General features: G+C 69.6%; 20 protein-coding genes and 1 tRNA gene. 7 read left to right on the top strand and 14 right to left on the bottom strand.

Annotated features, from left to right (window positions below; genetic code table 11):
• Positions 1-37 precede the first annotated feature (37 nt).
• A complete protein-coding gene (locus DPQ65_RS01465) occupies positions 38-4,720 on the bottom strand; it encodes a S8 family serine peptidase (RefSeq protein ID WP_162801954.1) in 4,683 nt (1,560 codons plus the stop codon).
• Between the two features lie 135 nt (positions 4,721-4,855).
• Here DPQ65_RS01465 and DPQ65_RS01460 point away from each other — a divergent pair, with 135 nt between their 5' ends.
• A complete protein-coding gene (locus DPQ65_RS01460; protein WP_114905618.1) occupies positions 4,856-5,845 on the top strand; it encodes a hypothetical protein in 990 nt (329 codons plus the stop codon).
• Positions 5,846-5,885: 40 nt separating this feature from the next.
• Here the strand turns inward: DPQ65_RS01460 and DPQ65_RS01455 are convergent, their stop codons facing one another.
• From DPQ65_RS01455 to DPQ65_RS01430, 6 genes are all read right to left on the bottom strand, one after another.
• On the bottom strand, positions 5,886-6,500 hold the full coding sequence (locus DPQ65_RS01455; protein ID WP_114905617.1) for a DinB family protein: 615 nt from the start codon (positions 6,498-6,500) through the stop codon (positions 5,886-5,888).
• 37 nt (positions 6,501-6,537) lie between these two features.
• Positions 6,538-7,200 carry a cysteine hydrolase family protein gene (locus DPQ65_RS01450; protein WP_337589669.1) on the bottom strand — a complete coding sequence of 221 codons (663 nt, stop codon included), beginning with the start codon at positions 7,198-7,200 and terminating at the stop codon, positions 6,538-6,540.
• A 5-nt stretch (positions 7,201-7,205) separates the two neighbouring features.
• Positions 7,206-8,723, bottom strand: coding sequence for a purine-cytosine permease family protein (locus DPQ65_RS01445; RefSeq protein WP_238146611.1), 1,518 nt, complete (start codon positions 8,721-8,723; stop codon positions 7,206-7,208).
• Between the two features lie 26 nt (positions 8,724-8,749).
• Positions 8,750-11,158 (bottom strand): cell wall-binding repeat-containing protein, encoded by a 2,409-nt coding sequence (locus tag DPQ65_RS01440; RefSeq protein WP_114905616.1) that lies wholly within the window; start codon positions 11,156-11,158, stop codon positions 8,750-8,752.
• A 290-nt stretch (positions 11,159-11,448) separates the two neighbouring features.
• Positions 11,449-12,432 carry an SDR family NAD(P)-dependent oxidoreductase gene (locus tag DPQ65_RS01435; RefSeq protein WP_114905615.1) on the bottom strand — a complete coding sequence of 328 codons (984 nt, stop codon included), beginning with the start codon at positions 12,430-12,432 and terminating at the stop codon, positions 11,449-11,451.
• A gap of 7 nt (positions 12,433-12,439) precedes the next feature.
• Entirely contained in the window at positions 12,440-13,186 is a 747-nt protein-coding gene (locus DPQ65_RS01430) for a CPBP family intramembrane glutamic endopeptidase (protein WP_114905614.1), read from the bottom strand.
• A gap of 131 nt (positions 13,187-13,317) precedes the next feature.
• On the opposite strand from DPQ65_RS01430, the gene DPQ65_RS01425 reads away from it, so the two are divergent.
• Positions 13,318-14,259: a B12-binding domain-containing protein gene (locus tag DPQ65_RS01425; RefSeq protein ID WP_162801953.1), complete on the top strand. Its 942-nt coding sequence runs from the start codon at positions 13,318-13,320 to the stop codon at positions 14,257-14,259.
• A 110-nt stretch (positions 14,260-14,369) separates the two neighbouring features.
• On the opposite strand, the gene DPQ65_RS01420 is transcribed toward DPQ65_RS01425, so the two are convergent.
• Genes DPQ65_RS01420 through DPQ65_RS01405 form a run of 4 tightly spaced genes read right to left on the bottom strand, consistent with a single transcriptional unit; the run spans position 14,370 to position 19,163 of the window.
• Positions 14,370-15,806, bottom strand: a complete 1,437-nt coding sequence (locus DPQ65_RS01420) for a tryptophan-rich sensory protein (protein WP_420330062.1) — start codon at positions 15,804-15,806, stop codon at positions 14,370-14,372.
• Positions 15,803-17,074, bottom strand: a complete 1,272-nt coding sequence (locus DPQ65_RS01415; protein WP_114905612.1) for an SAM-dependent methyltransferase — start codon at positions 17,072-17,074, stop codon at positions 15,803-15,805. Before DPQ65_RS01415 ends, DPQ65_RS01420 begins: the two co-directional genes overlap by 4 nt.
• Entirely contained in the window at positions 17,071-17,877 is an 807-nt protein-coding gene (locus tag DPQ65_RS01410) for a DUF1365 domain-containing protein (RefSeq protein WP_238146610.1), read from the bottom strand. The genes DPQ65_RS01415 and DPQ65_RS01410 overlap by 4 nt, the downstream gene beginning before the upstream one ends.
• Complete coding sequence (locus DPQ65_RS01405; protein WP_114905611.1) at positions 17,874-19,163, bottom strand: NAD(P)/FAD-dependent oxidoreductase; 1,290 nt, start codon at positions 19,161-19,163, stop codon at positions 17,874-17,876. The genes DPQ65_RS01410 and DPQ65_RS01405 overlap by 4 nt, the downstream gene beginning before the upstream one ends.
• Positions 19,164-19,247: 84 nt before the next feature.
• Here DPQ65_RS01405 and DPQ65_RS01400 point away from each other — a divergent pair, with 84 nt between their 5' ends.
• The 3 genes from DPQ65_RS01400 (at position 19,248) to DPQ65_RS01390 (ending at position 21,226) form a co-directional block, all read left to right on the top strand.
• On the top strand, positions 19,248-19,679 hold the full coding sequence (locus DPQ65_RS01400; RefSeq protein WP_114905610.1) for an SRPBCC family protein: 432 nt from the start codon (positions 19,248-19,250) through the stop codon (positions 19,677-19,679).
• Positions 19,680-19,743: 64 nt separating this feature from the next.
• Positions 19,744-21,003: an endonuclease/exonuclease/phosphatase family protein gene (locus tag DPQ65_RS01395; protein ID WP_238146609.1), complete on the top strand. Its 1,260-nt coding sequence runs from the start codon at positions 19,744-19,746 to the stop codon at positions 21,001-21,003.
• Between the two features lie 150 nt (positions 21,004-21,153).
• Positions 21,154-21,226 (top strand) — tRNA-Lys (locus DPQ65_RS01390).
• 94 nt (positions 21,227-21,320) lie between these two features.
• Here DPQ65_RS01390 and DPQ65_RS01385 read toward each other — a convergent pair.
• Both DPQ65_RS01385 and DPQ65_RS01380 read right to left on the bottom strand, forming a co-directional pair.
• Positions 21,321-22,403, bottom strand: coding sequence for a tyrosine-type recombinase/integrase (locus DPQ65_RS01385; RefSeq protein ID WP_114905608.1), 1,083 nt, complete (start codon positions 22,401-22,403; stop codon positions 21,321-21,323).
• Between the two features lie 3 nt (positions 22,404-22,406).
• Positions 22,407-22,592 (bottom strand): helix-turn-helix domain-containing protein, encoded by a 186-nt coding sequence (locus DPQ65_RS01380; RefSeq protein ID WP_202862967.1) that lies wholly within the window; start codon positions 22,590-22,592, stop codon positions 22,407-22,409.
• A gap of 275 nt (positions 22,593-22,867) precedes the next feature.
• On the opposite strand from DPQ65_RS01380, the gene DPQ65_RS01375 reads away from it, so the two are divergent.
• On the top strand, positions 22,868-23,851 hold the full coding sequence (locus DPQ65_RS01375) for a hypothetical protein (protein WP_114905606.1): 984 nt from the start codon (positions 22,868-22,870) through the stop codon (positions 23,849-23,851).
• Between the two features lie 6 nt (positions 23,852-23,857).
• Here DPQ65_RS01375 and DPQ65_RS01370 read toward each other — a convergent pair whose 3' ends face one another.
• On the bottom strand, positions 23,858-25,498 hold the full coding sequence (locus DPQ65_RS01370) for an N-6 DNA methylase (RefSeq protein ID WP_114905605.1): 1,641 nt from the start codon (positions 25,496-25,498) through the stop codon (positions 23,858-23,860).
• 464 nt (positions 25,499-25,962) lie between these two features.
• Here DPQ65_RS01370 and DPQ65_RS01365 point away from each other — a divergent pair, with 464 nt between their 5' ends.
• Entirely contained in the window at positions 25,963-26,205 is a 243-nt protein-coding gene (locus DPQ65_RS01365; RefSeq protein WP_114905604.1) for a hypothetical protein, read from the top strand.
• The last annotated feature ends 563 nt before the right edge of the window (positions 26,206-26,768 follow it).

Genomic DNA, 26,768 nt, shown 5'->3' with positions numbered 1-26,768 from the left:
CTCCTGACCGACCACGACAGCCGGTCAGGAGGGTGGACTACTCGCCGTTGAGCAGTTCGGTCAGCGCGTCGATGACCTGCTCGGCGACTGCGACCGGACCACCCAGCACCGTGACGCTGCCCGGCGTGAGCCGTGCGAGCTCGTCAGCGGTGACGTGGGGGAGGTGGTCGGTCTTGGTCAGGGTGACGGGAACGCCCAGGTGGGCGGCCAGTGCCGAACCGGTCAGCGCGTCGGGCCACAGCTCACCGGTCGCGACGAAGGCACTCTCCGCTCCGGCCGGGTGCTGCGCCGAGATGACCGCCGCGGTGTCGTAGCGGTCCTCACCGGCGAGCCGGCGCTCCGCCCCGAGCTCGTCCATGACCTCGTCGGAGACCGCGAGCGGGCCACCGAGGACCACGACCTCACCGGCGCCCAGACGGTCCAGCTCGGTCGCGAGCGTCGCCGGGACGTGGTCGCTGCGGGTGAGCAGAACCGGCACGCCCTCGTGACCGGCCAGCGCGGAACCGGCCAGCGAGTCGGCGAACGAACGGTCCTCACCGCTGGCCACGTAGACCCGGTCGAGCCCGGCAGGATACATCTGCGCGAGCAGCGTGGCCGTCTCGTAGCGGTTCTGTCCGGCCACCCGGTCGGTCTCGCCCCAGGTCGCGAGCTCGGTCTCGACCTCGGCCGAGATCGCCTCCTCGCCACCCAGGATGACCAGGTGCTCGGGGTCGATCGCGTCCAGGGCCGCCCGAGTGGCGCTCGGCACCAGGTCGGACTTGACCAACAGTGCCGGAGCGGGTGACCCGTCGGCGGTGAACATGTTCACCGTGCCGGGGATGCGCCCCTCACTGGCCGGTGCGGCACCGGTCAGCGCATCGGCGAAGGTCTCACCGGTCATGACGTAGACCGTGTCGACACCGTCGGGGTACTCCCCGGCGATCAGGGCCGCCGTCTCGTAGCGGTTGTCGCCGGCAACCCGGGCCACCTCTACCGGCTCAGGCTCCGGCTCAGGCTCGAACTCGGGGATCAGGTAGGCGTCGATGACCTCCTGGCTGATCGAGTTGCCCTCGGAGTCCTCGGCCGTCGCGCGCAGCGATGCCGTCTCCGCACCCTCCGGGTAGGTCACCGCCGCGCTCCAGTCACCCGGCTCACCGGTGAGCAACAGCTCCTCCCAGGTGGCGCCGTGGTCGTAGGAGATCTCCAGGGTGCCGGAGGCGATCTCACCGGCACCGGCCGTTCCCGGCAGGTGCCAGGCGGTCAGCCCGATCGTGTCCTCGGGAGCCGTCACCGCCGTGCCGCCGAGGTCCGTCTCGACCTCGAAGTCGACCTGCACGAACGGCAGCAGGTTGGTCCAGTCCTCCGGGAGCTCGCTCCAGAAGGTCCACTCCGTGCTGCTCGACGGACTGGTGCCCCAGGATGCGTCACGGCCCACGTCGTTGGTGACGCGGAACTGCGTGCGCTCGGCCGGGACGCTGTCGATCCAGGAGCTCTGCCAGCCCACCGACTCCTCCAGGAGGGTCTCACCCTGGTACCAACGGATCGTCTGGTCATCCTCACCCGTGAAGTGGCCCATCCCACCGGTGTGCGTGGGCTCGTCACCGGCCCAGCTGGGCAGGTTGACCTGCAGCATGTCGCCCTGCCGGTTCGGGCCCCAGTAGCCCTCACCGATGCGGGGCTGGACGACAGCGGCGAACCAGGACTCGCTGGTGGTGCTGCCCGGCTCGTAGCCCTGCCGGATGCCGCGCTCCTGCCAGTTGCCCTCAACGACAGTCGCGTCCTGGTACCAGGAGGTGCCCTCCTGCGCGGAGACCCACTCGACCCGCTCGAAGGGGACGTTCATCACCTGTGGGAAACCGACGCCGGCGACGGTGTGCGGGCGGAAGTCATAGCGGAACTCACCAGCGTCACGGTCCTGTGAGCCGTGGTATGCCGAGTCGATCCGCGCGAGGTCGTCCTCACCTGGGGCGTAGGCCAGGTCGCCGGGGATCCCCGCGACGTGCGGATCGACCAGGTCGTAGAGGACGGGGCTGTCCGCGCCGCCACCGACGGTGAGCTGCACGCTCCCCGCAGCGATACGCGAGGTCAGCGCCTCGCCCTCGACACCGCTGAGGCTTCCCGCGGGGATGGGCAGCACCGGGTCGTAGCCGACCGAGGTGGCGAACTCGCCGGGCTCGTCGTTGACCATGACCAGCAGGGCAGCACCGCTGTCCGCGACGCGGGCAGCGACGACCTCCGACTGCAGGGACTGGTCCCGGGTGATCACGACCGCCTTGCCGTTGGTGTCGACCTCTGCCAGGTCCGCCGCGGTGCCCGTGCCGGCATAGACAGCCTCGAGAGTCAGCTCCTCGGTCGGCAGCTCGCTGCCCACCAGGCCCGTGACGTCGAGGGCGGTCCCGTCCTCGGTGATGCTGATGAACGGGGTCCGCAGACGCCACCGGGTGAGGAACTCGAAGTCACCGTCGGTGATGTCCTCCATCGGTGCGGCGTAGAGGCGGTCGGTGTAGATCGGGATCATGTAGGACCCCACGAGCGGGGTGCCGGCGCCGATGCTGAACTCCATGCGGCGGTGCGCCGGCTCCACACCGTCCTCCGGCACATCGAGGGTGATCTCCGAGGCGTCCCGGGCGTCCAGCTCGATGACGGTGTCCTGCGTCAGATCGATCTGCGGGTCGCCCAGGAGCGCGACGCCGGGCTCGTCCGGGGAGGCGTTGACGTCCATGAAGGACATCGCGGCATAGGTGCCTGCCGGCAGGCGCAGGGTGGACTCTCCCTGAACCTCGATCTGGGCGGGCCACTGGTCGGTGCGGCCCTGCACCATCACGTAGGCGGTCGCCGGGGAACCGTCGAGGTCGGTGGCGCGCAGCGTCAGGTCGTAGCGCTCCTCCTCCTTGATGGTGCCCCAGCCGGTGCGGGCCACGTCGGCCCCGTCCACGGAGGCGATGACAAAGCCGGACAGCGTGCTGCCGGACGGCGCGACCGCCGGGTCGAGGGTGACCCCGACACTGGCGGTCTCACCGGCTGGGACGGTGAGCTCGGTGGCCGACAGCTCGGTCAGCCCCTCGGGCAGGGGCTCGCCCAGGTCGTCTCCGCCCTCCACCCGGAGGTCGAGCGTGACGTCGCTGTCACCGGTGTTGGTGTAGGTGACCTCGCGGACGGCGGGCTCGTCGCCCTCGTGCGGCCAGTCGAAGTAGCCGAAGGAGACCGACCCGGTCGCCGTCACCGTGGCGTCCAGGGCAGCGGGGACATCCAGTCGCCCGGCGCCGAGGCGGAACGGCCCCTCCGACAGCGGCGCGGAGGAGGACATCAACCGGTTCTTGAGCTCCTCGCGGGACAGGTCGGGGTTGTCCTGGAGCAGCAGGGCGGCTGCACCGGCGATGTGCGGTGACGCCATCGACGTGCCGTCCATGGGGGTGTACCAGCCCTCGCCGGCGCTGGCCTGCGAGCGTGCTGCCAGGACGTCGGCACCGGGGGCGGACAGGTCGGGCTTGACCAGACCGTCACCCAGCCGAGGACCCATGCTGGTGAACCAGGTCCGGGCGTCCGCACCGTCGACTGCTCCTACGGTTAGGGCCACCTCGGCGGCGCCCGGCGAGCCGATCCCGCTGACGGTGCCGGTGTTGCCGGCAGCGACCACGAAGAGGGTGTCGGTCTCCTCGCTGATCGTCTGCAGGGCCTGGGCCATCGGGTCCGTGCCGTCACTAGCCTCGGTGGTGCCCAGACTCATGTTGACGACGTCGGCCTCCTCGGCGGCCCACTCCATGGCGTCGATGATCCAGGACTCCTGACCGAAGCCGTCGTCGGCGAGCACCTTGCCGATGACCAGGTCGGCACCGGGTGCCACTCCCACCTGGGTGCCGTCAGAGGCGGCGCCGGATCCGGCCACGGTGGAGGCCACGTGGGTGCCGTGGCCGTGCACGTCGGTGACCTCCTCGCCGGGCACGAAGCTGGTGGACTCAACGACCACGTCGGCCAGGTCCGGGTGCGTCAGGTCGACGCCACTGTCCAGGACCGCGACGGTCACGCCGGTGCCATCGATGCCGCGGTCCCAGGCCTCGGGGGCACCGACCTGCGGCACGCTGTCGGCCAGGGAGGCCTCGACCATGCCGTCGAGGTGGACCGCGCTGATCCCGGGGGCCAGCTGACCCTCGGCGCCAGTGAGTGACTGCCACAGCTCGCGGGCCGCGTCGGGCTCACCCTGCAGGGCCACGGCGTTCAGGCTCTCCAGCGTCGCGGTGGGCGTGCCCAGCGGCGCGGCCGCCGTGGCCGAGGAGACACCCTCGCGGAACTGCACGATGACCGGTGTGGTCCCCGGGCCGTCGGCGCCGATGCCCTGCTCGATGAGGGCGGTCACGTTGAACAGGTCACGGTCCAGCGTGCCGGCGGCCAGGAAAGGACGCGCGGCCTCGGGGACGACGTGCAGCTGCCCGTCGACGGTCAGCGTCTGGTAGCCGCCCGCGGTTCCGGCTGCTGGGTCGACGTCCACGGTGACCTTGCCGTCGGGCTGTTCCGTGACGGTGACGGTGTCACCCGTGAGCAGGGTGAGGCGATGCGTCGTGCCGGCGGCTGACGGGGTCGGCGCCGCCTCGCTCGCTGGTCGAGTGGTCTCCGCGGTCTGCGCGGTGGCCCCGGGCTGCTCGTGGTCCGGGGCGGCGGATGCGGCGCCGGCCGCAGCCGTCGCCACGAGGGCGGCGGCGACGACGCCGGACAGCGCTGTCCTCGCGCGTGGTCGGTGGGTCATGAAGGGTCCTCGCTCGTAGCAGGGAAGTGACGTCATAAATCTGCCACCCCATCGCATCAATCTCAACGACGGTTACACGCCATGACGTGAACCCGCCGTAGTATTGGGCCCCATACGTGACGGAAGGAGGACAGGATGCTCGACGTGCTAGGACTTGATCCGGTTGAAGAGGCCGCCTACCGACGCCTGGTCGGCCTGCCCTCTGCGACGTCCACCGAGCTGGCCACTGCGCTGGATCTCGATGTCGCGGTGGTCCGCCCCGCGCTGGACGCCCTGGGCGCGAAAGGGCTCGTGGCGACGTCGACCTCCGGGGCCGACCAGTTCGTCGCCTCGCCCCCGATGGTTGCGTTGGGATCGCTCGTTCGAGAGCGGCAGGACGACATCAACCGGGCTCGCTCGGAGCTGGACGCCCTGACGGAGCAGTACCGTGGTGCCGCGGCGCAACGCACGGTCACGGACGTGATCGACGTCGTCACCGGCGCAGAGGCCGTCGCCCAGCGGTTCGCGCAGATGCAGCGGTCCGCACGCACGCAGGTCCAAGGGTTGATCCGCAGCGGCGTCGCCGTTGTCTCAGCTGCTGAAAACCTCGAGGAGGACCGGGCCGCCGAGCGAGGCGTGACCTATCGGATTGTCATGGAGCGTGAGGCGCTGGAGCAGCCGGGCGTCTTCGAGAACGCCCAGGGTGCGATGTCCCGCGGAGAACAGGTGCGGGTTGCGGAGCACCTCGCCCTGCGCCTGATCATCGTGGATCGCGAGCTGGCACTCGTCCCGATGGCGGCCGCCCAGGAGGAGTCACGCGGACCGGTCGGTGCTCTGCTGGTGCACCCCAGCGGGCTGCTCGACGGGCTCCTCGCACTGTTTGACCACTGCTGGAGCACCGCTCATCCGCTCGACACCCGCCGCACGGACGCCGCGGCCCGCGACGGGCTCGACGACGTGGATCTGCGCGTCTTGCACCTGCTGTTGTCCGGGCTGACTGACCAGGCGGTCGGCAGCCAGCTGGGGCTCTCGGTCCGCACCGTGCAGCGACGGGTCGCCACCTTGATGGACGCCTGCGGTGTCCACACTCGCATCCAGCTGGGCCGCCAGGCCGAGCGGCGCGGCTGGCTGGCCCCGGGCGACTAGCCATGGGAACCGCTGGGCTGCCAGGTTGCGGCACCCCGGACTAGCCAGCGGCAGGGCCGGCGCCTTCGGCAGCGCGCGCGGCGTCCTCGATCTGCTGGCGCAGCCTCGGCCAGTAGTCCTCGCCCTCTCCGGCCCACATGTTGTCGACCTGCTGCCGGTGCCCGACCTCGCCGTCGATCAGCTCGCGGATGATGTCGGCGTGGCCCGCGTGGCGGTTGGTCTCGGTGGTGACGTGCACCAGGATCCACTGCAGCGTGACCTCCCCGCGGTCGCCCCACCACGGCACGTGGCCCACGGCGTCCAGGTCGAGCGCCTCGATGGTCGCATCGGCGTGGGCGGCGACGCGGTGGTGCAGGTCGACGATGAACGCGGTGGACTCCTCCGGCGGGACCCACAGGTCGGCATTGGGGACCTCGTCGGTCTCGTCCTCGGCATACCAGGGCAGCTGGATCCCAGACGGTCGGCCCATCACGCTGCCCAGGTAACCGTCGGTCACGCTCGCCACGTGCTTGACGAGCCCCAGCAGGTTGGTGCCGGTCGGCGTCATCGGCCGGCGCAGGTCATACTCCCCCAGCCCGTCGAGCTTCCACAACAGAGCGTCCCGGGCACTCTTGAGGTAGCGGTGCAGGACGTCCTTGTGGCTCGCAGGTGTCATGACCCCACGATGGCACCCAACCAGGACGCTCGGCGACCTAGTTCTGCGCGCGCCCCTCCAGGAACTGCTCGCTGGTCACCACGAACAGCTGGGGTGCATAGAGCGCCATGGCGTCGAGGGCGCGCTGGTGGTTGTCGTCGTCCGAGCCTGCGCACGCGTCGGAGATGACGCTCACCTGCGCGCCGGCATCGACGGCCGGGAGCGCGGTGGACAGGACGCAGCAGTCGGTCGCGACCCCCGTCAGGACCAGGTGCGGTGTGGGCCCGGTGAGCAGGCGCAGCTGCTCGCCCCACTTGCCGAACGTCGGCTCGGAGATCGTGTGCGGAGCGGCCAGTTCCACGGCCGCCGGCACCAGATCGAAGAGGTGGTGGTCAGCCGGCTGATCGGCAAAGGAGAACTGCTCGAAGTAGGGGATCCAGGAGCCCTGCTTCTGGGCTGGCGGCACCCAGCGGGTCACGATGACCCGGTCACCGAAAGCCGTGGTCAGCCGGCGCAGCGGCTCGACGATCTCCTGGAAGCGCGGTGCGCCCCACTGCGAGTCTGGATCGGCGAAGATGACCTGCGGGTCGACGATCACCAGCCACGGGTCGGTGTCGGCCGAGGCCTGGACGTCGGTCGGCCCCGACTTCGGGCGGCCCATCTTCTCTGGGGAGGCGTCCGAGGCCTCGCCGCGCTCGTGTGCGGAGCCGGCTGTCGGCATACTGCTCACGCCACCGGCTCCTGTGCGACGTCCTCGCGGGAGGACGGCGCGACGGGCGCCGTCTCCTGGCGACGCACCGCGCCGGACTGGAGAGCGGCGTAGCCGACGAAGCCGATGACCAGCGAGATGAGGACACCCAGGTTGGCCCAGGCCCAGTCACCCTCGCGCCCACCGAGCCCCAGTGGGCCGAGCAGGTAGCCCTGCCAGTTGTTCCACGAGGCGGCGTCGGCGAAGTTGTTGATCACCAGCCCCCACCCGACGACAGAGGCGACCACCATGATCGCGATGGAGGTCCAGTTCCAGTTGCCGTAGCGGCCGCGACCGTCGAACAGGCTGGCCTCGTCATAGTTCCGGCGCCGCAGCATGATGTCGGCGATCAGGATCCCGGCCCAGGCCGCGATCGGCACCCCGAGGGTGATCAGGAAGCTCTGGAAGGGCGCGAGGAAGGACTCCGCGAAGAAGACGACATAGATCGTGCCGATCGTCAGGATGGTGCCGTCGATGAGTGCGGCGATGGGGCGGGGGACGTTGACGCCCAGGCTCAGCAGCGTCAGACCGGAGGAGTAGATGCCGAGCACGGCGCCGCTGACCAGGGCGAGCACAGCAGCGATCCAGAACGGGATGAGGAACCACGTCGGCAGGATGGTGGCCAGGGTGCCGATCGGGTCGTTCGCGATGCCGTCGGTCAGGGCCGGGTTGGAGCCTGCGAGCGCCAGTCCGTAGCAGACCAGCAGGACGGGGGCGAGCGCTCCGCCCAAGGTGTTCCAGAAGACGATCTTGCCTCCGGAGGCGTCCCGCCGCTGATAGCGGGACCAGTCTGCAGCGATGTTGATCCAGCCCAGCCCGAAGCCGGTCATCACCATGACCAGGGCACCGATCAGGGCCTGGTTGGACCCCGCGGGCAGGGCGGTCGCAGCCGAGAGGTCGATGTCGCGGAAGGTGATGGCGATGTAGCCGACGGTGGCCAGACCGGTCACCCAGGTCAGCACCGACTGCATCCGGATGATGGTGTGATAGCCGGCAACCGAGCCGAGCACGATGAGGGCGGCGATCACGGCGCAGGCGATCACCTTCGTCGTGGTGCCGCTGCTCCAGCCGAGCTCGTTGAAGACCGTGGCGGTGGCCAGCGTGGCCATGATCGCCAGGAAGGTCTCCCAGCCCATCGAGATCAGCCAGGAGAAGATGCCGGGCACCTTCTGGCCGTTGACCCCGAAGGCTGACCGGGACAGCACCATGGTCGGCACCGATCCTCGCTTGCCGGCGATGGCGATGATGCCGCACAACAGGAAGGAGAAGGTCACGCCGACGACGGTGACCAGGAAGCCCTGCCAGAAGCTCACGCCGAAGCCGTAGACGAAGGCGGCATAGCTCATGCCGAAGACCGACACGTTGGCGGCGAACCACGGCCAGAACAGGTCGGAAGGCTTGGCGGTGCGCTCAGCCTCCTTGATGATGTCGATCCCGTTGGTCTCGACCAGGGTTCGCGTCGGCACCGGCGGCACGGCTGTGTGCATCTCAGTCATGGGCGGATTCTCCCACCATGTGGGCCCTAGCGGAGGTAGTCCGCCAGCTTCTTGAACGTGGCGTCGCTCACGGCCCTGGCGCCCCCGAGCACGTCGATGTCCCGCGGCGACACGTGCTCCAGCGCAGCTTGCGCGGGTTCGACGAGGGATTCCGGTTTGGTCAGCACGACCGGCACGCCGCGTCGACCGGCGAGCGCGGCACCGACCAACGCGTCCGGGAACGCCTGACCCGACGTGACCAGCGCCGAGTTCAGCGAGCTGTCAAACTCCTGGGCGACGGCGAGGGCGGTGTCGAAGCGGCTGGTGCCGGCCAGCCGGCGGTAGGTGCCGCTGGTGGCATACCCCGCTGCCTGCTGGGCGACGGCATCGGAGATCACCAGGTCCCCACCGAGGACGACGATCTCGCCCGGGTCGAGGCGGTCCAGCTGCGCGAGGGTGGCCCGGTCGATCCGGTCCCGGTGGGTCAGCAGCAGCGGCGTGTGCTGCTTGCCGGCGAGCGCCGCTGCGGCGAGCGCGTCAGGGAAGTCCTCACCGCTGACCAGGAAGACGCGGGACTGCCCGCTGCCGTAGTAGGAGGCGAGGTCCGCGGCGGTCGCGTAGCGGTTGGCTCCGCCGACGCGCTGGAGGTCGTCACCGGGGATGTAGCCCAGCAGTTCCTGTTCAACGCCCTTGCTGACCGCCTTCTCACCGCCGACGATGACCAGTCGACCGGGCTTCAGCCGGGTCAGTGCCTGCTTCGTAGCGAGGGGTAGGTGGTTGGGCTGGCTCAACAGCACCGGGGCGTCGTAGATGCCCGCCCGGGCGGCTGCAGCCAGCGCGTCCGGGAACTGCTCGCCGTTGACGACGTAGACGACGCTGACGCCGGGGCTCCACTGCTCGGCGACCTCCGCCGCCGTGGCATAGCGGTCGGTGCCGGAGATCCGGGTGACCTCCCCGGGGTCCGGCGGCGGGGCCTGCCCCGGGTCGTTGAACGTGAAGTAGTCGGTGGACAGCCCGTCGGAGTTGAACGGCCAGGCGTTCGCGAGATAGAGACTGACGCCGGTGGGGGTCTGGTAGACGTAGTTCCCGGCCGCGTTGAAACCCTCGACCTTGGCCGAGACGATCCGGCCACCCCACGCGCCGTGGCCGTCCCGCTCGAGCACCTGCACCCGGGTGACCTCGTGGATCTTGAAGCGCCGCTCCAGGTCGTTGGCCGACAGGGTGGCGTCCCACCGGTGCCGCGCGTTGTTCGAGGTGTCGTCGTAGGGATCGACCTGCGCCGCGAGATAGGGGTGATCCTTGTTGATCGGGATGGTGTAGCCGCCGGTGGACGAGGAGTACATCGTCGTCGCCAGCCCCTCACCCCACGGGAAGTCGAAGGTGAGCACCTCTGCCTGGGTGGCGTTCACCGCCTCCTTGTTCGGCGCGTACTCATAGGACTCGATGCCGCCACCGCTGGTGCGATAACCGCGTCCCTTGTACATCTGGCAGTAGGTCGTGTCACAGGTGTCGTAGTAGCCGGTCCCGCCCACGCCGCGCTGGGCGTAGGTGCGGGCCGCGACGGCCTGGGTCCGCAGCGCCTGCTGGTGGAAGGAGGCCGGCATCTCCGCGGAGACGACCGACCACAGGTAGTGCTGCATCGGCAGCCGGTTGACGGTGGTCAGCTCCTTCTTCCCGTGGTGGGTGGCAGTGATCTGGCCGCGGTAGATCCGACGTTCCCCGCCGGGCAGGTAGAGGTCGACCGTCTTCTCCTGCGGGGAGGAGAAGGTCACCGGGCAGCCGGTCGGCATGCCCTGGGGCTGATAGGCCGTCCAGTTGCCGTCGTTGTCGCGTGCCTGCAGGACACAGCTGTTCGCGTTGCTGGAGGACGCCTGCACACGCCACTGGTCCCGTTCGGGCAGGGGGTATGCCGTGGCGCCGGGGCCGTGGCTGACGACCAGGCCGGGCCGGTGGTCCACCCGGGTGACGCCGTCGTTGTCGATGGTGATGCCGATCTGGATGACGTCGGTCTCCCAGGACTCCAGTTGCGTGCCCGGATAGTAGAAGTCCAGGATCTCCCCGTGGCTCAGGCCCTGCACACCAGCGCCGTGCGCGCCGTACTGCGACATGCCGTGCCGGTGGCCCCAGCCGCCGCCGGTGACTGAGTACTCCCCGCTGGCGGGCACCGGGTAGACCTCGGCATCGGGCTCGGGCGTGGGCAGCGAGGTGAGCTGGGTGACCGTCGCCGGCGGGACGACCTCCGGGTCGCTGGTCGTCACGCCGTACTTGTTGTCCAGGTGCTCGTCGGGCACGGGTTCGCTCATCTGCTCCCCCTCCTGCCCGTCCTGGATCACCGCCGATGCGTCGGTGTCCTCCTGCGGAGCCGTGGGCTCCGGGGTGGTGGTGGCGAGCGCGGCGCCTGGCAGCAGCGTGAGGCTCAGCGCCAGGGCAAGCGAAGCGGCAAGGGTGGGTCGCACGAGGTGGCTCCTGAGGTGAGGGACCCTACCAATATGAGGCAGGAGTGATTGGTGTGACAAGAGGGGTCCCGGAACTACAGGCCTGTGACTTCAGGCCTCGCGCACGTGGGCTACCCAATCCAGACGAAGAATTCACCGCGCATTGACGGGGGGGCCTCGTCCCGCAGCTGCAGGTTCGGGGCGCCTCGCGTGGCCAGAATCGCCGCGACGGCGCCCTCAGGCGTTGCTGCGCCCTCAGGGGTTGGCTGCGCCCTCAGGGGTTGGCTGCGCCCTCAGGCGTTGCTGCGCCCTCAGGGGTTGCTGCCAGCACCGGGCAGGCCGGCGGCACCGAGGACCCAGGCCCACAGCTCCGCCGCCTCGTCCGGCCCGGACCGGGTCGCGCGCACCAGGTGTGTCGGCCGTGGGCGGCGGTCGTGCCACAGCCGACCACCCTGCAGCCCCGGCCGCGTCAGCAGCCAGACCGTGGTGTCTGCGCCAGCCTCCGGGGTGCGCAGCAGCGGGGTCGTGAGCCGGGTGAAGCCCGGGAGCGCTGCGGACAACCCGGGCGAGCTCGCCCAGCCGGGATGGACGGCGTGCACGACGGGACCAGGGTCACTCCCGGCCCAGCGCCGCCGCAGCAACGGCAGCAGCTCGACCTGGGCACGCTTGCTGCGCGCGTAGGCGGCTGTGCCGGAGTAGGACCCCTGGTGGTAGTCGGGGTCGTCGGCGCGCAGACGCTGGCCGTACATCCCTCCCGAGGTGACCAGGACGACCGGCGCCCCTCCGGACAGCACCGGCAGCAGGGCCTCGGTCATCGCCACCGGCCCCAGGACGTGGAGCGCCATGGTCAGCTCGTGTCCCTGTGCCGACTCGGTGCGCGTGGCCGGCAGGGCGCCGGCGTTGTGCGCGAGCCCGTCGAGCCTGGGCACCTCTGCCCGGAAGGCGGTGGTGAAGGCCCGCACGCTGTCGAGGTCGGCCACGTCGCAGTGCCAGACCGTGGTGCGACCCGGAGCCCCGAGCCCGGCGGCCACCTGCTCGCCCTTGGCCGTGTCGCGGACGACGAGGTGGACGTGTGCGCCCAGCAGCAGGGCTCCCTGCGCGGTCGCCGCGCCGAGCCCCGAGGTGGCACCGGTGACCGCCACGTGCCGCCCGACGAGGGCATCCGGGTCCGGGTCCCTCGGCCAGCCCGGCAGGCGGCGCCGCACGGCGTGGCCGACCCGGGTGTAGCCCGGCACCACCAGCCGGTCCAGCGCGGTGTCGACTATCGAGCCGACGTGGCGAGCAGGTGATCTCATGTCTCTCCTAGGACAGGGCCGCGAGCAGCGGCGGGAGCAGGAAGAGCAGCGACAGGGACCAGACGACGTGGGTCAGGGCCGGCCCCAGCACGCCACCGGTGACCCGACGCTGTGCGCCGACGAGCAGACCGAGGACGGCGGCCGCGACGACGAGCATGAGGTTGCCGGTCGCGGCGGTGACCAGGACATACAGCCCGGTCGTGACGAGCACCTGTCGCCCGGCGCCGACCGCTGCATACAGCGCCCCGCGGAAGAACATCTCCTCGGCCAGCCCGTTGACCAGGGTGATCAGGGCGACGAGCGGGAGGGAGGCATACCGAGCGTGGTCGAGCACCTCGTTGACCGCCTCACGCAGCGGTGGCACCTGGGCCACGAGCACGGCCCCGGCGCAGAACACTGCGACGGCCAGGAGGCCCAGCGCCAGCGACTGCACCACCGGCCGGACCAGACCGCCCCGGCGCGTCCATGCCCTGCCCAGGTGCAAGGGCCCCGCGGCCAGGGCTCCCCCGAGCCAGACGAGGGCGAGCACGGCGGTGAGCACGAGGAAGAGCGGGTCACCGGGCGGCGCGTTGAGCCCGAGGCCGAGCACCACCGCACCCACGACGAGGGTGACCGTGCACACCACCCGGCGCCGCCGAAAGGCACGGTCGGGCTCCCTGTGGTCTCGTGGCACCGGACGCAGCAGGGCGGCCTGCAGGAAGCGCCGGAGCTCGTGCGCCCGCGCCGTCGGCCTCCTGCTGCCTCCGGCCGTCACCGGTCCGCCCCTGCGGGGGACACCTCGAGGACGGCGCCTGGCCTGCGCTGCACCTGGTGACTGACCGACCGGGTGACGGACGAGCTGCCGTGCCCCTGTGCATGCTTTGTCTTACGTTGTACGCTGCCAGGGTGACCACAGCCCCCGCGACGATGCGCATCGGGGAGCTGGCTGCGCGCACCGGTGTCAGCGCGCACGTGCTGCGCGTGTGGGAACGCCGCTACGGGTTGCTCACACCGATCCGCTCCACCGGCGGCTACCGCCTCTACGGGCCCTCGGACGAGTGGCGGGTCCGCGAGACCGTCCGATTGCGCACCACCGGTCTGGCCACCGCGCAGGCCGCCGCCGCGGCCCTCTCCGCATCCCGCCAAGCCTCCGACGACCCGACGTCGACGCGCTCGGTCGCGCACGGGGCGCGCGGCGGCGCGGCCCCCGCCCTCCGCGAGCGGCTGCTGTCCTCCATCGGCGCGTTCGATGACGGTGCGGCCCACGCCGTGCTCGACGCCGCGCTGGAGCAGCTGGGGGTCGAGGAGGCGCTGCAGGAGGTGATCCTCCCCGTGCTCCACGAGACGGGCGAGCGTTGGGCGAGCGGGTCGTTCACGGTGGCGCAGGAGCACTTCGCGAGCCATGTGGTGCGCCACCGCCTCGCCAGCCTGGCCCTTGCCTGGGATGCCGGCACGGGGCCGCTGGCGGTGTTGGCCTGCCCCCCGGGCGAGCAGCACGAGCTGGGCCTCCTGGCCTTCGGCGTGGTGCTCGGACGCGCTGGGTGGCGGGTGCGCTACCTCGGCGCCGACACACCCGTGGCCACCCTCGCCTCGGCCGTGGAGACTCTCGGCCCGGAGCTCGTCGTCCTGTCTGCCGTGCAGACCCAACCGCTCGTCGACACCGCCGACCACCTCGACCAGCTCAGCGAGAGTGCTGCGCAGGCGCTGCGGTCCGCCCACCTCGTGGTCGCCGGGGCCGGGGCCACCACCCCGGTCGCCGAGCGGCTGGGGGCCACACTCCTGACCGGCGACCCCGTCGACGCGGCCTTGCGCGTGAGTCCCCGGGGAGAGCAGGGGATCGCCCCCTGAGGGGCCGTGCGCAGTCCGACCGTGCGCAGTCCGACCGTGCGCGGTCCGACCGTGCGCGGTCCGCGTCGTCGGCCGGTTCCACGATGGTGCACCGGGCCGCGTGAACGGCCTCACCGGTTCCGGCGGGCCAGGGACCCCGACAGTGCGGTCGCGAAACCGCACCATGCGGCATACGGCGCCAGCTGCCAGCCACGTCGGGTCTGCACCGCACCCGCTCGTCGGGCCAGGTCCGCCGCACTGACCGTGAGCACCGCGCTGTGCACCGCCGCCAGAGCCGGGCGCCGGGCCCGGAAGAAGCTCAGGCCCCAGGTCGCGTTCAGGGCGAGGTTGAGCCACAGGGCACGCTCGTAACCCACGGCCCTGGCCGCGGACGTGGTGCCGTCGGCGCTCGCGGGACCGGGATCTGCAGCGCCCTGCTGGTCGAGGTCGACCAGCGTCGCCGTCGAGACCGCGGCGAGATCGGCATAGAGCGCCGACCACACCAGCGGGAAGGCAATGCTGGGAGGCTGCCACGCTGGCTTGTCCAGTGCGCGATACCAGCGGCTGCCGGGATCGGTCCCCAGGCTGCCGGTGATGGCGGCGGCCGTCACCGCGGTCGCCACCTCACCGAGACGTCGTAACGCGGTGTCGGGCGCGACACCCCTCATGGCGGCGTGCACCGCCTCCCGGTAGGGCGTGAGACCGCTGGGGGGTGGCCCGACCAGCTCCACCAGGTCGTCCTCGTGGCACACCACCTCATGCACGAGCGAGCCGACGAGCGGCTTGGCGACCCCGGCGTCGACGGGCGTGACGAGACCGACCCAGTGGCTTGCCAGGCGGGGCGTCAGCACCGGCACGGTGACGATGACCCTGCGGCGCTGGCCGGTCTCCTCCGCGAAGACCTGCATCATCTCCTCGTAGGTCAGGACGTCCGGCCCACCGATGTCGAAGGTCCGGCTCACGTCCGGCGGGAGCCCGGCCGTGGCGAGGAGGTAGTGCAGCACGTCCTCGACGGCGATCGGCTGGATCAGGTTGCGCAACCACTTCGGCGCCACCATGACGGGCAGCCGCGTGGTGAGATGACGCAGCATCGCGAAGGACACCGAGCCGTCCCCGATGACCGTCGCGGCCTGCAGCACGGCCGTCGGCACGCCGCTGTCCAGGAGGATCCGGCCCACCTCCACCCGCGAGGCCAGGTGCGCGGACAGCTCGCCGTCCGGGTGCAGCCCGGAGAGGTAGACGATGCGTCGCACGCCACCGCGCGCGGCCGCCGCCCCGAAGTCCGTGGCGAGCTGTCGGTCCCGGTCCGCGAAGTCACCGTCCCCGTCCATGCTGTGCACGAGGTAGTAGGCCACGTCGAGCGGCTCGGCGCCCTCCTCCGCGAGCGCCCGGTCGAGATCGTCGGTGGAGGTGGCGTCTCCCTCGACGACCTCGACGCGACCCCGCCAGGCGTCGTCGAGACGCGCCGCGTCACGTGTGAGCACCCGCACCTGCCAGCCGGCCTCGAGCAGCTCTGGGACGAGCAGGCCGCCGATGTAACCGGTGGCTCCGGTGACCAGGGCCCTCACGGGCGTTCCAGCCTGATCAGGCCCACGTCGATGGCCCCTCCGGTGAACCCAGCCTGACAGAAGGCCAGGTAGAACTCCCATCGGCGCCGGAACACCGCGTCGAAGCCGCGGTCCTCGATGCTGTCCCACTCGGCCAGGAAGCGCTCGCGCCAGCGTCGCAGCGTCTCGGCGTAGTCCGCGCCGAAGCGCTCGACGGACCGGACCCGCAGGTCGGTGTGTTCCAGGGTGACTGCCTCGATGGCCTCCATCGACGGAATAATGCCACCAGGGAAGACGTGCTTGTTGATCCAGCCGTAGGAGCGGCGCGTGGTGCGCAGCCGCTGGTGGCTCATCAGGATGGCCTGGATTGCCGCGATGCCACCGGGAGCGAGCCGCTCGTCGACGGCTCGGAAGTAGGCCGGCCAGTACGCTTCGCCCACCGCCTCGACCATCTCCACCGACACGATGGCGTCATAGCTGCCGTCCACCTCTCGGTAGTCCTGGAGCCGGATGCTGACCCGGTCGGTCATGCCGGCATGGTTGACCCGGTCCTGGGCCAGCGACGCCTGCTCTGCGGACAGGGTGAGGGTCACGACTCGCGCGCCCCGCTGGGCCGCGCGGACCGCCAGGCTGCCCCAGCCGGTGCCGATCTCCAGCACGTGGCTGCCGGGTCCGACCCGCGCCGCGTCGAGCACGGCGTCGATCTTGCGCAGCTGGGCCTCCTGCAGGTCCTGCCCGGCGCGCGGGCGAGCCGGGTCGAACCGCGCTGAGCTGTAGCTCATGGAGGAGTCCAGGAAGGTGGCGAACATGTCGTTGGACAGGTCATAGTGCGCCTCGATGTGCCGCCGGGCACCGGTCGGGCTGTTGTCCGTCAACGGTGGACGCCGGTCGACCACGAAGCGCAGCCGGTGCAGCCACGGGGGCAGGAACGCCTCGATGCGCTCCGCGAACGGCACCATGGCCGAGGCCAGGTCGGTGCCTGGTGCTGCGCGCCAGTCACCGGCCATATACGCCTCACCGATGCCGATCTTCGGGTCGTGGGCGACGCGCTCCAGGAAGTCACGGGGTCGGACGACCTCGAGGGCCGGTCGACCGGGGGTCGGCTCGCCGCCCCCGACGGGAGAGCCGTCGGGCCACAGCAGGTCCACGCCGGCCCGGCGCGCGGCCATCACCAGCACGAGGCGGGCGAGGTGCGCGCGCCGGCAGACACCACCACCCCTGCGGCTCAGGCAGGTCGGGTCGTCGACACCGGGCAGGTGGAGGCGGGATGAAGCATCGGTCGTGGTCATCGGGTCAGGTCCTCGTGGTTTGGCCGGGGCCGCACCGGGAGCCCGCGAAGCCACAGCCAGATGCCGTGCGCGCGGATCAGGGCGGAGACCCGGTGGGTCATCAGCGGAAGGGTCAGGGCCGTCCAGAGCAGGTGCGGCACCGTCCCGGGCCTGGTGCGCCCGGCCAGCGTCGCGGTGAGCACCACCTGAGACTCGCGCTCCAGCCGGACCGAGACCGCCACCCGCTCGTCCAGGCGCAGCCGCACGGCATACGACCCGGAGCTGTCGTTGAAGGGGGAGACGTAGAACTCCTTGCCAACCCGGACGCTGCCCCGAGCGTCGGGGTGCAGCAGGTAGGCGTGCCGCTGCCCATAGGTGTTGTGCACCTCGAGCACGACCGCACGCACCTCGTCGTCTGCCGTGAGGCACCAGTGCACGCTCAACGGGTTGAAACCGTGCCCCATGCTGCGGGGGTGGGCCAGCATGAGCAACCGGTCCCCGGGCTCGACCGCGACGCCGCGGCGCGACAGGAAGCGCACCAGGTCACCACGGATGCCGCCCCCCAGGCGCCCTGCGTCCAAATGGTCCTCGGGTCGGAACGAGGCCAGCGACCGCAGCGGCCAGGGCAGGTCGGGCAGGTGGTCGAGGTCAACCAGCCAGGAGTAGTGCCGGTGGTCGACGCGGTGGCCGATCGGTCGCAGCCTCCGGTGCGTCACCGTGCCGACGACCAGAGCGGGCAGCGGCGGCGGCGCGACGCGCTGCCGGCCCCGGGCCGCCCCGGTGGTGTCCTGAGTCGCGGCGCTGGTCTCCACCACTGGACTCACCACCGCCCACCCACGCGGCGGGCGGCGGCCAGCCCGGAGCGCGCGCCGTCCTCGTGGAAGCCCCAGCCGAGGTGGGCACCCGCGAACGCCAGGCGCGGACCGCCGGCCTCCCGGAGCACGGCCGCCGCGGCCACCGACTCACGGGTGAAGACGGGGTGGGCGTAGGTCATCCGGGCGACCACCCGCTCCGGCGCGATCTCCGCCCCAGCGTTGAGGGTGACGACGTGGTCCTCGAGGGCGGGCTCCAGTCCGTGCAGACGGTTCATCCAGTAGTTCACCCGCACGGCCGGCGCCGGGACCTGGCACCCGCTCATCCGGTAGTTCCAGGACGCCCGGACCCGCGGGGCCGGCAGCGCTGAGACGTCGGTGTGGAGCAGCGTCTGGTTGACCGAGTAGCCGATGGCGCCGAGCGCCTCCTTCTCCGCGGGCTCGGCGTCGGCGAGCAGGTCGAGGGCCTGGTCGGCGTGGGTGGCCACGATGACCCGGTCGTAGGTCTCGCGCCGGCCACCGGAGGAGGTCACGACCACGGCGTCCTCGTGCCGCTCCACGGCCCGCACGGCGCAGCCCCGGCGGACATCGGGCAGCTGGGCGGCGACCCGGTCGACGTAGGTCCGCGAGCCGCCCACGACCGTCTTCCAGGTCGGGGAGCCGCTGATCCGCAGCATCCCGTGGTGCTCCAGGAAGGTGAACAGGTGACGGGCGGGATAGACCTCGGCGTCCAGGTCGCCCGCGGACCAGACGCAGCTGACGAGCGGGACGGCGAAGTGGCGCACGAAGTGATCACTGAACAGATGCCGGTGCAGGAACTGCGCCAGCGTCGGGTCCCAGGTCGAGGCGGGTGTGTCCAGCAGCCTGCGGGCGGCGCGGTAGAAGCGCGGCACCTGCCGCAACACAGGGGCCAGTGCAGCGGCGTGCCGGACGTCGTCGCGGCCGCGCAGACCGAGGCCGCCGACCAACCCGGGCAGGCCACGGCCACCTGCGTAGGACAGGCCGCAGCCGTCGCAGGTGATGCTCATCGACATCTCGGTCCGACGGGTGGGCACATCGAGTTCACGGAACAGCCGCAGCAGCGTGGGGTAGGTGCGCTCGTTATGGACGATGAAGCCGCTGTCGACCGGGACCGCTCCCCCGTCGCCGGTCGGCACGTCGTGCGTGTGGGCGTGGCCCCCGAGCCGGTCGTCCGCCTCGAACAGGGTCACCGTGTGACTCTCGCGCAGCACATAAGCCGCCGTGAGACCAGAGATCCCGGCCCCGATGACCGCAACCCGCGGCGTCCTGCTGTCCATCCGTGCTCCGTCCAACCGTTGTGTCTAATGTTTGTCTAGACTATGGTCAACCATGCCACGAGTGCAAGCGACAGGAGTGCTTCGATGCAGATCGAGCGACGGATTGCCACCGAACAGGACGCACGGCTCGTCTTCACCTACCTCAGCGACTTCGAGACGACCACGCAGTGGGACCCCGGGACGGTCCGCACCGTGCGCGAGAGCGGCGACGGCGGGGTGGGCACCAGGTACCGCAACACCAGCAGCTTTCTGGGCCGGACCACCGAGGTGGTCTACACCGTGGTCGAGCTCGACCCGGCGGGCCGGATCGTGCTGCGCGGCGAGAACGCCTCGCTCGTGGCGCACGACACGATGACCGTGACGCCCGACGCCAGAGGCGGCTCCACCGTCGACTACACGGCCCGGTTCGAGTTCCGCGGCTGGGTCCGCCTCCTCACACCGCTGCTCGCCGTGGCGCTGAAGCGACTCGGGGACCGTGCCGCCCAGGGCATGAAGGGCTCCCTCGCAGGCCTGTGAGGGTTCACCGCACGTTCACGCGGAACGCGTGACACGGCATACGGCTGGGTCTAACCTGCCCTGCATGACTGCTCACCGCATGCAGCGTCTCGCCGTGGTCGGCCTGGCGACTGCCACCCTCACCTCCGGTGCGGCGCTCCTGCCCGCGACCGCGGCTCCGACCACACCGACCACCGCCCCGGCGGCCGCGTCCCAGCCCGGGAGGCCCGACATGGACGTCCGCTTCTCGACCTTCAACGCCTCGCTCAACCGAGGAGCCGAGGGGCAGCTGCTCGCCGACCTGTCCACCCCGGACAACGTGCAGGCGCAGGTGATCGCCGAGATCATCCAGCGCAACGACCCCGACGTCCTGTTGGTCAACGAGTTCGACTACGTCGAGGGCGGGCAGGCGGCCGAGCTGTTCCGCGACAACTACCTGGCGGTCGGGCAGAACGGTGCCGCGCCCGTCGACTACCCCTACTACTACGTGGCGCCGTCCAACACCGGCGTCCCGTCAGGTCATGACCTCAACAATGACGGCGTGGTCGGTGGTGGCGACGACGCCTTCGGTTTCGGGCTCTTCCCGGGGCAGTACGGCATGGTCGTCTACTCCAAGTACCCCATCGACACCGATGGCGTGCGCACCTTCCAGAACTTCCGTTGGCAGGACATGCCCGGGAACCTGATGCCGACCGGGTTCTACTCCCCCGAGGAGCAGGAGATTCTGCGCCTGTCGAGTAAGTCCCACTGGGACGTGCCGATCCGGGTCGGCAAGCACAAGACGGTGCACTTCCTGGTGAGCCACCCGACGCCCCCCACCTTCGACGGACCGGAGGACCGCAACGGCCGGCGCAACCACGATGAGATCCGGTTCTGGGCCGACTACGTCGGGTCGCCGCAGGACTCGTCCTACATCTACGACGACAACGACGGGAGCGGCGGTCTCCGGCCGGGCGCGCGGTTCGTCATCGCCGGCGACCAGAACGCCGACCCGCTGGACGGCGACTCCTACGACGGCGCGATCAACCAGCTGCTGGAGCACCCCCGGGTCAACGCCACCAACCCACCGGCCAGCCAGGGTGCCGTCGAGGCGAGCGAGCTGCAGGGCGGCATCAACCTTGAGCACGTCGGCGACCCACAGTTCGACACCGCCGACTTCGCTGAGCCCCCCGGCAACATCCGCGTCGACTACGTGCTGCCCAGCAAGAGCCTGCGCATCCAGGACTCCGGCGTCTTCTGGCCCGTGTCGAGCGATCCGCTGTCGGCGCTGACCGGCACCTACCCGTTCCCCTCCAGCGACCACCGCCTGGTCTGGGTGGACGTGCACCTGCCACACCAGGGCTGAGCACCGTCGAGCACGTGCAGGACCGGTCCGATGACCGGTCCTGCACGTCCCTGCGCCGCCCTCTGGGTCGCCGGAGCGCGGGGTTGGGCGCAGCACCTCCTGCCGCACGTAGACTGGCTCCCCGATGCGCCACCGACACCGATGGCGCTTGGGCCTCTAGCTCAACGGTTAGAGCTCCGGACTTTTAATCCGTAGGTTGTGGGTTCGAATCCCACGGGGCCCACTTTTGAATCGTTGCTGGTCAGGCACAGTGTTCACCAGCCTTGGCGAGTGCGCCAGCAGCTAGGATCTCGGTCCGCAGGCCGTCACGTAGGCCGTCACAGCCGACCGTCGAGGTAGCCGTCGAGCTTGGCGGCAGCGCCATCGAGCGCGTCGGGCAGCAGGTGCGTGTAGAGGTTGAGCGTCGTGGCGGGCGTGCTGTGCCCCAGGATGCGCTGCACCTCCACTGGCGTTGCCCCGGCCTGGATAAGCAGGCTGGCACACGTGTGTCTCAGGTCGTGGAACCTGATGCCACCTCCCATGGCCCGCACCGCATCGGTCCACCCCGACCAGCGTTTCCAGTTCGAGGCCCGCAGCCTCTCTCCCTCCGGCGACGTGAACAGCAGAGCCGTCGCCGACCGCCCGGCGGCCTGAATGCGCAACTCGTCCACCAGACGCCCGGGGATCGGCACCCTCCGCCGCCCGTGTCTTGACTTGGGCGCCTTGACCTCGACGCGTCCAGAAACCTCAACCTGGGCACGCTCGACGCTGATCCGCCGGTTCTTGAGGTCGATGTCGCCAACCTGCAGCGCCGCTACCTCTCCCCAGCGCAGCCCACAGTAGGCAGCGACACGAACGAGGGTGGCGTGATGTCGCACGGAGGCGGCCAAGTCCTCGACCTGGTCGACCGCCAGCACGTGGTCGCCCCACTGATCCGTGAGGCTGGGCAGCCGCACGCCACGTGCTGGGTTGACCGCGAGCCGCCGCTCCGCCATGGCCTGGTCGAGGATGAGGCTCAGGACTCGGTGCGCGTGCCGAGTCGTTGCTGGCGACCGTTGCGCGGAAAGGCCCGAGACGAACCTCTGGATGAGCGGAGAGGTCATCTCATCGACCGGGACGTGGCCGAACGCGGGACCCACGTGCGTCCTCCAGAGCTGCCGGTATCCCTGGATCGTGCGGGACTCCACCGTCCCGCTCAGGTTCTCAAAATAGCGTTCAGCCACCTCTGCCACAGGCACGCGGCTAGACGCGACGACGCCGGCGCGCCTGGCCCCGGCACGCTCCCGCTCAAAGTCCAGCGCCTCCCTCTTGGCGGGGAACGTGCGGCTCCGCTCACGCCGCCCACCCGCCGGTTCCACCTCATACCAGCGCACACGCCAGACCACCCGCCCGGTGACGGGTGACTGGCGGCGGTCAATCATCGGCTACCTTCCCTCCTGCTGCTCAACCCACTCCATGACCCGCTCGGGTCGGTATCGAATCTGTTTGCCGAACCGCATCGCGGGCGGCCCGTCACCCTTGGCCACCCAGGCTCGGATGGTCCCGGCGCTGACACGCAGCAAGTCGGCAACTTCTTGGACGGTGAGGAACACCGGCTCCGGCTGAACCACGTCGTCGATCCGACTCGCTTGCGAACGAAGCTCCCTGGGCGCCAAATGACTCCCGCGTCGGCGTTGCTGGATCGTCATGTGCACCGCTCCTTCGGTCAACAGACGCTCGTTGCGCCCGTTCACCTCCTAAAGCCCCTGAAGCCACGCCTGGGACTCACCAGTGGGCGACTTCTTCGCTATATTCGCGCTCCTGGCCGTCGCATGCACTGGCTCATCCACAGCCAGCGATGGCGACCCTCCCTGGGGACCCCCAGCGGTCGGTTAGCGTGTCCTGCATGGCGGTGTCGTTACGGGAACGCGGTTGGCAGCTCTTCGATCAGATCATCGGCCAGGCGCAGTTGCGCGAGGTCAACCCTTGGAGCCGTACGAACGATGAGGTTCGGTTCACGCCCGACTACGAGACGCTCGAACTGCTGCTGGGCGTGCCCGTGCTGCTCGGAGCCACCTCTCAATCCGGCGTCCCAGCACTTGCCCTCGATGTCTGGGTGTCCTATGAACTTCGACGCGCCGGGTTTGACGCCGACAAGGTTTGGCCACGCAATCGTGAACCGCGTGTCATCGCACACGAGATTACGGAATTCGTCGCTGGCCTGCCCGCCAAGCTCCGTGCGCAGGTTGAGGCGCGCGTGAACGCAGGGAAGGTCCGAGGCGCAGCGAAGAGCGCCAACCTGCTGGGCAAGAACTACGTGAAGCAAGTTGATGTCGTCATGAGCTCGTGGGCAACCGGTCCCGAATTGATGATCTCGACGAAGCGAATGGATTCCTCCTTCGGCAAGAACGCTGCCAACCGAGTTGAGGAGAGTTATGGCGACGCGAAAAACCTGCGTCTGCGCCATCCGCAGGCTGCGCTGGGCTTCCTCTACAGCCTTAATGCTATTGCTTTGGTGAAGGAGCCTGATACGGCAGCCTGGCTCATTGACCTCCTGCAGAAGCTTGGTCGCGAGGACGACGCCTACGACGCCGTTGCGCTGGTAATGCCGGACCTGCGGGGGCAGGACGAAGCTGCTGGCACGGAAGAGCCCGAAGACGCGGGCCCCCTCCCCGCTGGCGCGGTCGATGATGTGCATGACGAGCCAACTGATTCGACCGAGCGCTTGGACCGCCTGGAAGACGTCCCGCGCATCGAGATCTACCGTGACGAGGTCCCGCCAGCGCTGGACCCAGGACGGTTCTTCGCTGTTATGTGTTGCCGAATCCTGGACAACACCCCCATCAACTTCCACACCCAAGCGCGAAAGTTGAGGGCAGTCGCGCCCTGACGGTTGCTACTTGGACCGTGATCGCGCGCTACGACGGTCATGGAGGGCAGCACGACCGTCACGGACGACCTGGAGCAGATCCTCAGGGACGTGCGCCAACAAGACCTCGTCGACAAGTGCGACCGCGTCGAAGATGCTTCCAGCAGAGAGGAGCCTGGTGACCTCCGGACGGCACGCACGAAGACGGTTCTCGTGCTCTCGAATGTGAGCCAGGGAGGGCATCGGCCACACGTCCGCCTCACGCGGCTCCATCTTGAGCACCCCGCCTCCATACGACCGCCCGACAAGTTCTGCGCCGAGCAGCGTGACCGAGTTCAGAGCTGCTAGCGGCAGCAAGTCACGGCCCAGAACGCGTCGATCGTTCGAGAGGTACACACCGTGCACCGAGTTGAGATGGTGAGCTACCACCGGATTCCCAGCTAGCCGAGGCGCGTCGGCATTCATGTATGTCAGCAGAAGGTCAGCAGGCTTTAGGTACGGAACACGCCACCACGGCGTTCGCACACGGCACTTGTAGGCAGCGTGAACGTTCCGCTTCTCTCCCTCACGAATGTATGCCCGTGCCGCTCGAGAGGGCTCTCCGTGGGGCCTGAAAAGCCAGGTAGGCAGTGAGTCGTCCAGCGCCTCAAGATCCCTCAAAGACAGTACGCGGCGCAGGTGCCGACTCCCCGGAGGAGATAGGGGCTCAATGTCAGATTCCGTCAACCCTCGAGCGCGCACTTCGGCAGTAGTGAGCGTGAAAAAGGCGTTGTTGCCGGTGACCATTCCAAGGGTGGTCTCACCCCACCTCTGGAGAGGCTCGAAGTGATCTCGGCTCACGATCTCCCTGTATGCCGTCCCAGCATCTGGATGAACCAGAGCCAAGGACCAGCGATCGCCAATGGCGGGTGACCAGCGCCGAATGTCATCATCCACGAGGTCGACCAAACTTGCAGCATTACGCGCATGGAGGAGTTCGCAGTGATCTGTGGGCCCTGCGCCGCGTCCCTCTGCCAAGAGGAGCACTACGTCTTCGCTGACCCCAGGAAAGACACGCTCGGTGAAGAGGACCAGACGGACACTGCCAAACTCGCGCATGAGGAATTCGCGAATCGGGGCCGCGTAATTGACGCTAAGTATCTCCGCCGGCAGGACCAGGCCCAGTCGGCCTCCTGGCTTCACATGCAAGGCCGAGTGCACCGAGAAAGCTGCCCAACTGGATGCCAGGTTGGACAGCGCGACTCCAGCCCGCAGAGCAGCACGCTTCGCAGCAGCGCGGGACTCCCCCGTGAAGTCTTGGTATCGCACGTAGGGCGGGTTCCCAACGACGACGTCAAAGCGCGGCACCGGCTCTGACAGCAAAAAGTCGCCGACCTGAACTGTGACCTCTGCGCCGGCCGCGGCGACCGCCGCGACGGCCAGACGCGCCGAAGTCTCGTGCAACTCGGCTCCGACGACCTGCCCTGACAACTCCTGAGGAGCGCCCATCGACCTGAGGCGCTGCACCGCGGGCACCAGGAAGGCCGCCTCACCACAAGAGGGCTCCAGCACTGAGTCCTCAGCCGAGCGCACTGCCCACGCGGTGATGTACGACGCGACTTGAGACGGCGTGAAGAAGGCACCCCGAGCCTTCCTCAATGCAGCCGTGTCTACCCCATCAACGCTCATGGACCCATCGTGCCCCACGACTCTGACAGAGCACGCACACCCAGCTTCGTGTCGCTGACTACCACCGATCAAGTCCCGCGACCACCACCCCGCCGCGACATCGGCCACGCCTCACCGCCGAAGCCGCTCCGCCGACACTCTTGACCGTCCACGTCCCCACCCCGAAACTCGAGCACCCAAGTCCGACACACCTCTTGCATCGACGGCTCGGACATATCGTTGTTACGATAAGGATCAGCCCCCAGCACGGCAACGGAGGTGTCCATATGAACTCACGCGAGGGCGTCCCCACCAGTGATGTCGGGGTGCCCGGTCGACGCCTGCCAGGCCAAACAGTGTCCTGTGGATGGTGCCAGCAGGCCACCCCCATCCCCAGCCGCGGACGGATACCGAAGTGGTGCTCGGACACCTGCCGACACCGAGCCTGGGAGCAGAGGCGGGCCGCAGAATCAGGACTCTCCGCGGTGGAAGTCGTCGACCGCCCGGTCGAGGTCCTACGCACGGTCGTCGAAGAGCGCGTCGTCAGAGTGGCGGACCAGAGCGCCCCCAGGTCAGCACGAGAGTGGCTGTACCTACTCGACAAACTCGACTGGGCACTACAAACCAACCGGATGAACCACGACGACCTCGACCTCATTGAGCCGAAGCTGCCCCGCCTCTACTCCGCCCTCCAGGCGCGCCGCACGCGCCTAGGTCCCCGCACCTAGCACCCAGCCGGAAGTCCTGACCCCGCGGCGCCCAACATCACCAACGGTCAGTGGCTCCTTCAGCATCGCTGCATGAGCCCCAGCCATGCGCAGGAAGACGCGAACCTTCCGGGCCTTCGCCCAGTCGAGCGCCCGATGCTCCTTACCGCGGCACCCAGCCCGTCACATCGGCACGGGCAGCCAGGGAGGCGCCGTGGCCACTAGAAGGAACGAGGACATCCAGCATCAGTTGGTGGTCGCAGCCCTCCTTCCCGTGTGCCTCAGCGCAGGCCACCGCAGTGGCACTTCGACGCCGCGTACGGCTCTCGGACGTGACCGTTCAAGCGTTGGACGTCTACTGCCTCGCCGCCACTACCGCAAGGCGGAGTTGCCCAGGGGGCGGGCTTGCAGGGATTGGCAGGTCGGACTATCGGCAGGGTGCCCAAGCAACGGCATCCGACCCGACTGGTCTGAGGGGCTCTGGGCGGACAGCAGCTTTGCTTGCCTTATGAGGCGATTGCGTAGGTTTGGTTGTACTCGTTGGTGAACTCCAACGGACTTTTGTAGCCCAACGCTGAGTGCAG

Origin of the sequence: Ornithinimicrobium murale (genome assembly GCF_003352835.1) — a bacterium.
GTDB lineage: Bacteria > Actinomycetota > Actinomycetes > Actinomycetales > Dermatophilaceae > Ornithinicoccus > Ornithinicoccus muralis.
This window is presented reverse-complemented; position numbering and strand designations above follow the sequence as displayed.

Bases quoted from the DNA above. Each gene is read 5' to 3' on its own strand.
- DPQ65_RS01465 (WP_162801954.1), bottom strand. From the start codon at position 4,720: ATGACCCACCGACCACGCGCGAGGACAGCGCTGTCCGGCGTCGTCGCC.
- DPQ65_RS01460 (WP_114905618.1), top strand. From the start codon at position 4,856: ATGCTCGACGTGCTAGGACTTGATCCGGTTGAAGAGGCCGCCTACCGA.
- DPQ65_RS01455 (WP_114905617.1), bottom strand. From the start codon at position 6,500: ATGACACCTGCGAGCCACAAGGACGTCCTGCACCGCTACCTCAAGAGT.
- DPQ65_RS01450 (WP_337589669.1), bottom strand. From the start codon at position 7,200: ATGCCGACAGCCGGCTCCGCACACGAGCGCGGCGAGGCCTCGGACGCC.
- DPQ65_RS01445 (WP_238146611.1), bottom strand. From the start codon at position 8,723: ATGACTGAGATGCACACAGCCGTGCCGCCGGTGCCGACGCGAACCCTG.
- DPQ65_RS01435 (WP_114905615.1), bottom strand. From the start codon at position 12,432: ATGAGATCACCTGCTCGCCACGTCGGCTCGATAGTCGACACCGCGCTG.
- DPQ65_RS01415 (WP_114905612.1), bottom strand. From the start codon at position 17,074: ATGACCACGACCGATGCTTCATCCCGCCTCCACCTGCCCGGTGTCGAC.
- DPQ65_RS01405 (WP_114905611.1), bottom strand. From the start codon at position 19,163: ATGGACAGCAGGACGCCGCGGGTTGCGGTCATCGGGGCCGGGATCTCT.
- DPQ65_RS01400 (WP_114905610.1), top strand. From the start codon at position 19,248: ATGCAGATCGAGCGACGGATTGCCACCGAACAGGACGCACGGCTCGTC.
- DPQ65_RS01395 (WP_238146609.1), top strand. From the start codon at position 19,744: ATGACTGCTCACCGCATGCAGCGTCTCGCCGTGGTCGGCCTGGCGACT.
- DPQ65_RS01385 (WP_114905608.1), bottom strand. From the start codon at position 22,403: ATGATTGACCGCCGCCAGTCACCCGTCACCGGGCGGGTGGTCTGGCGT.
- DPQ65_RS01375 (WP_114905606.1), top strand. From the start codon at position 22,868: ATGGCGGTGTCGTTACGGGAACGCGGTTGGCAGCTCTTCGATCAGATC.
- DPQ65_RS01370 (WP_114905605.1), bottom strand. From the start codon at position 25,498: ATGAGCGTTGATGGGGTAGACACGGCTGCATTGAGGAAGGCTCGGGGT.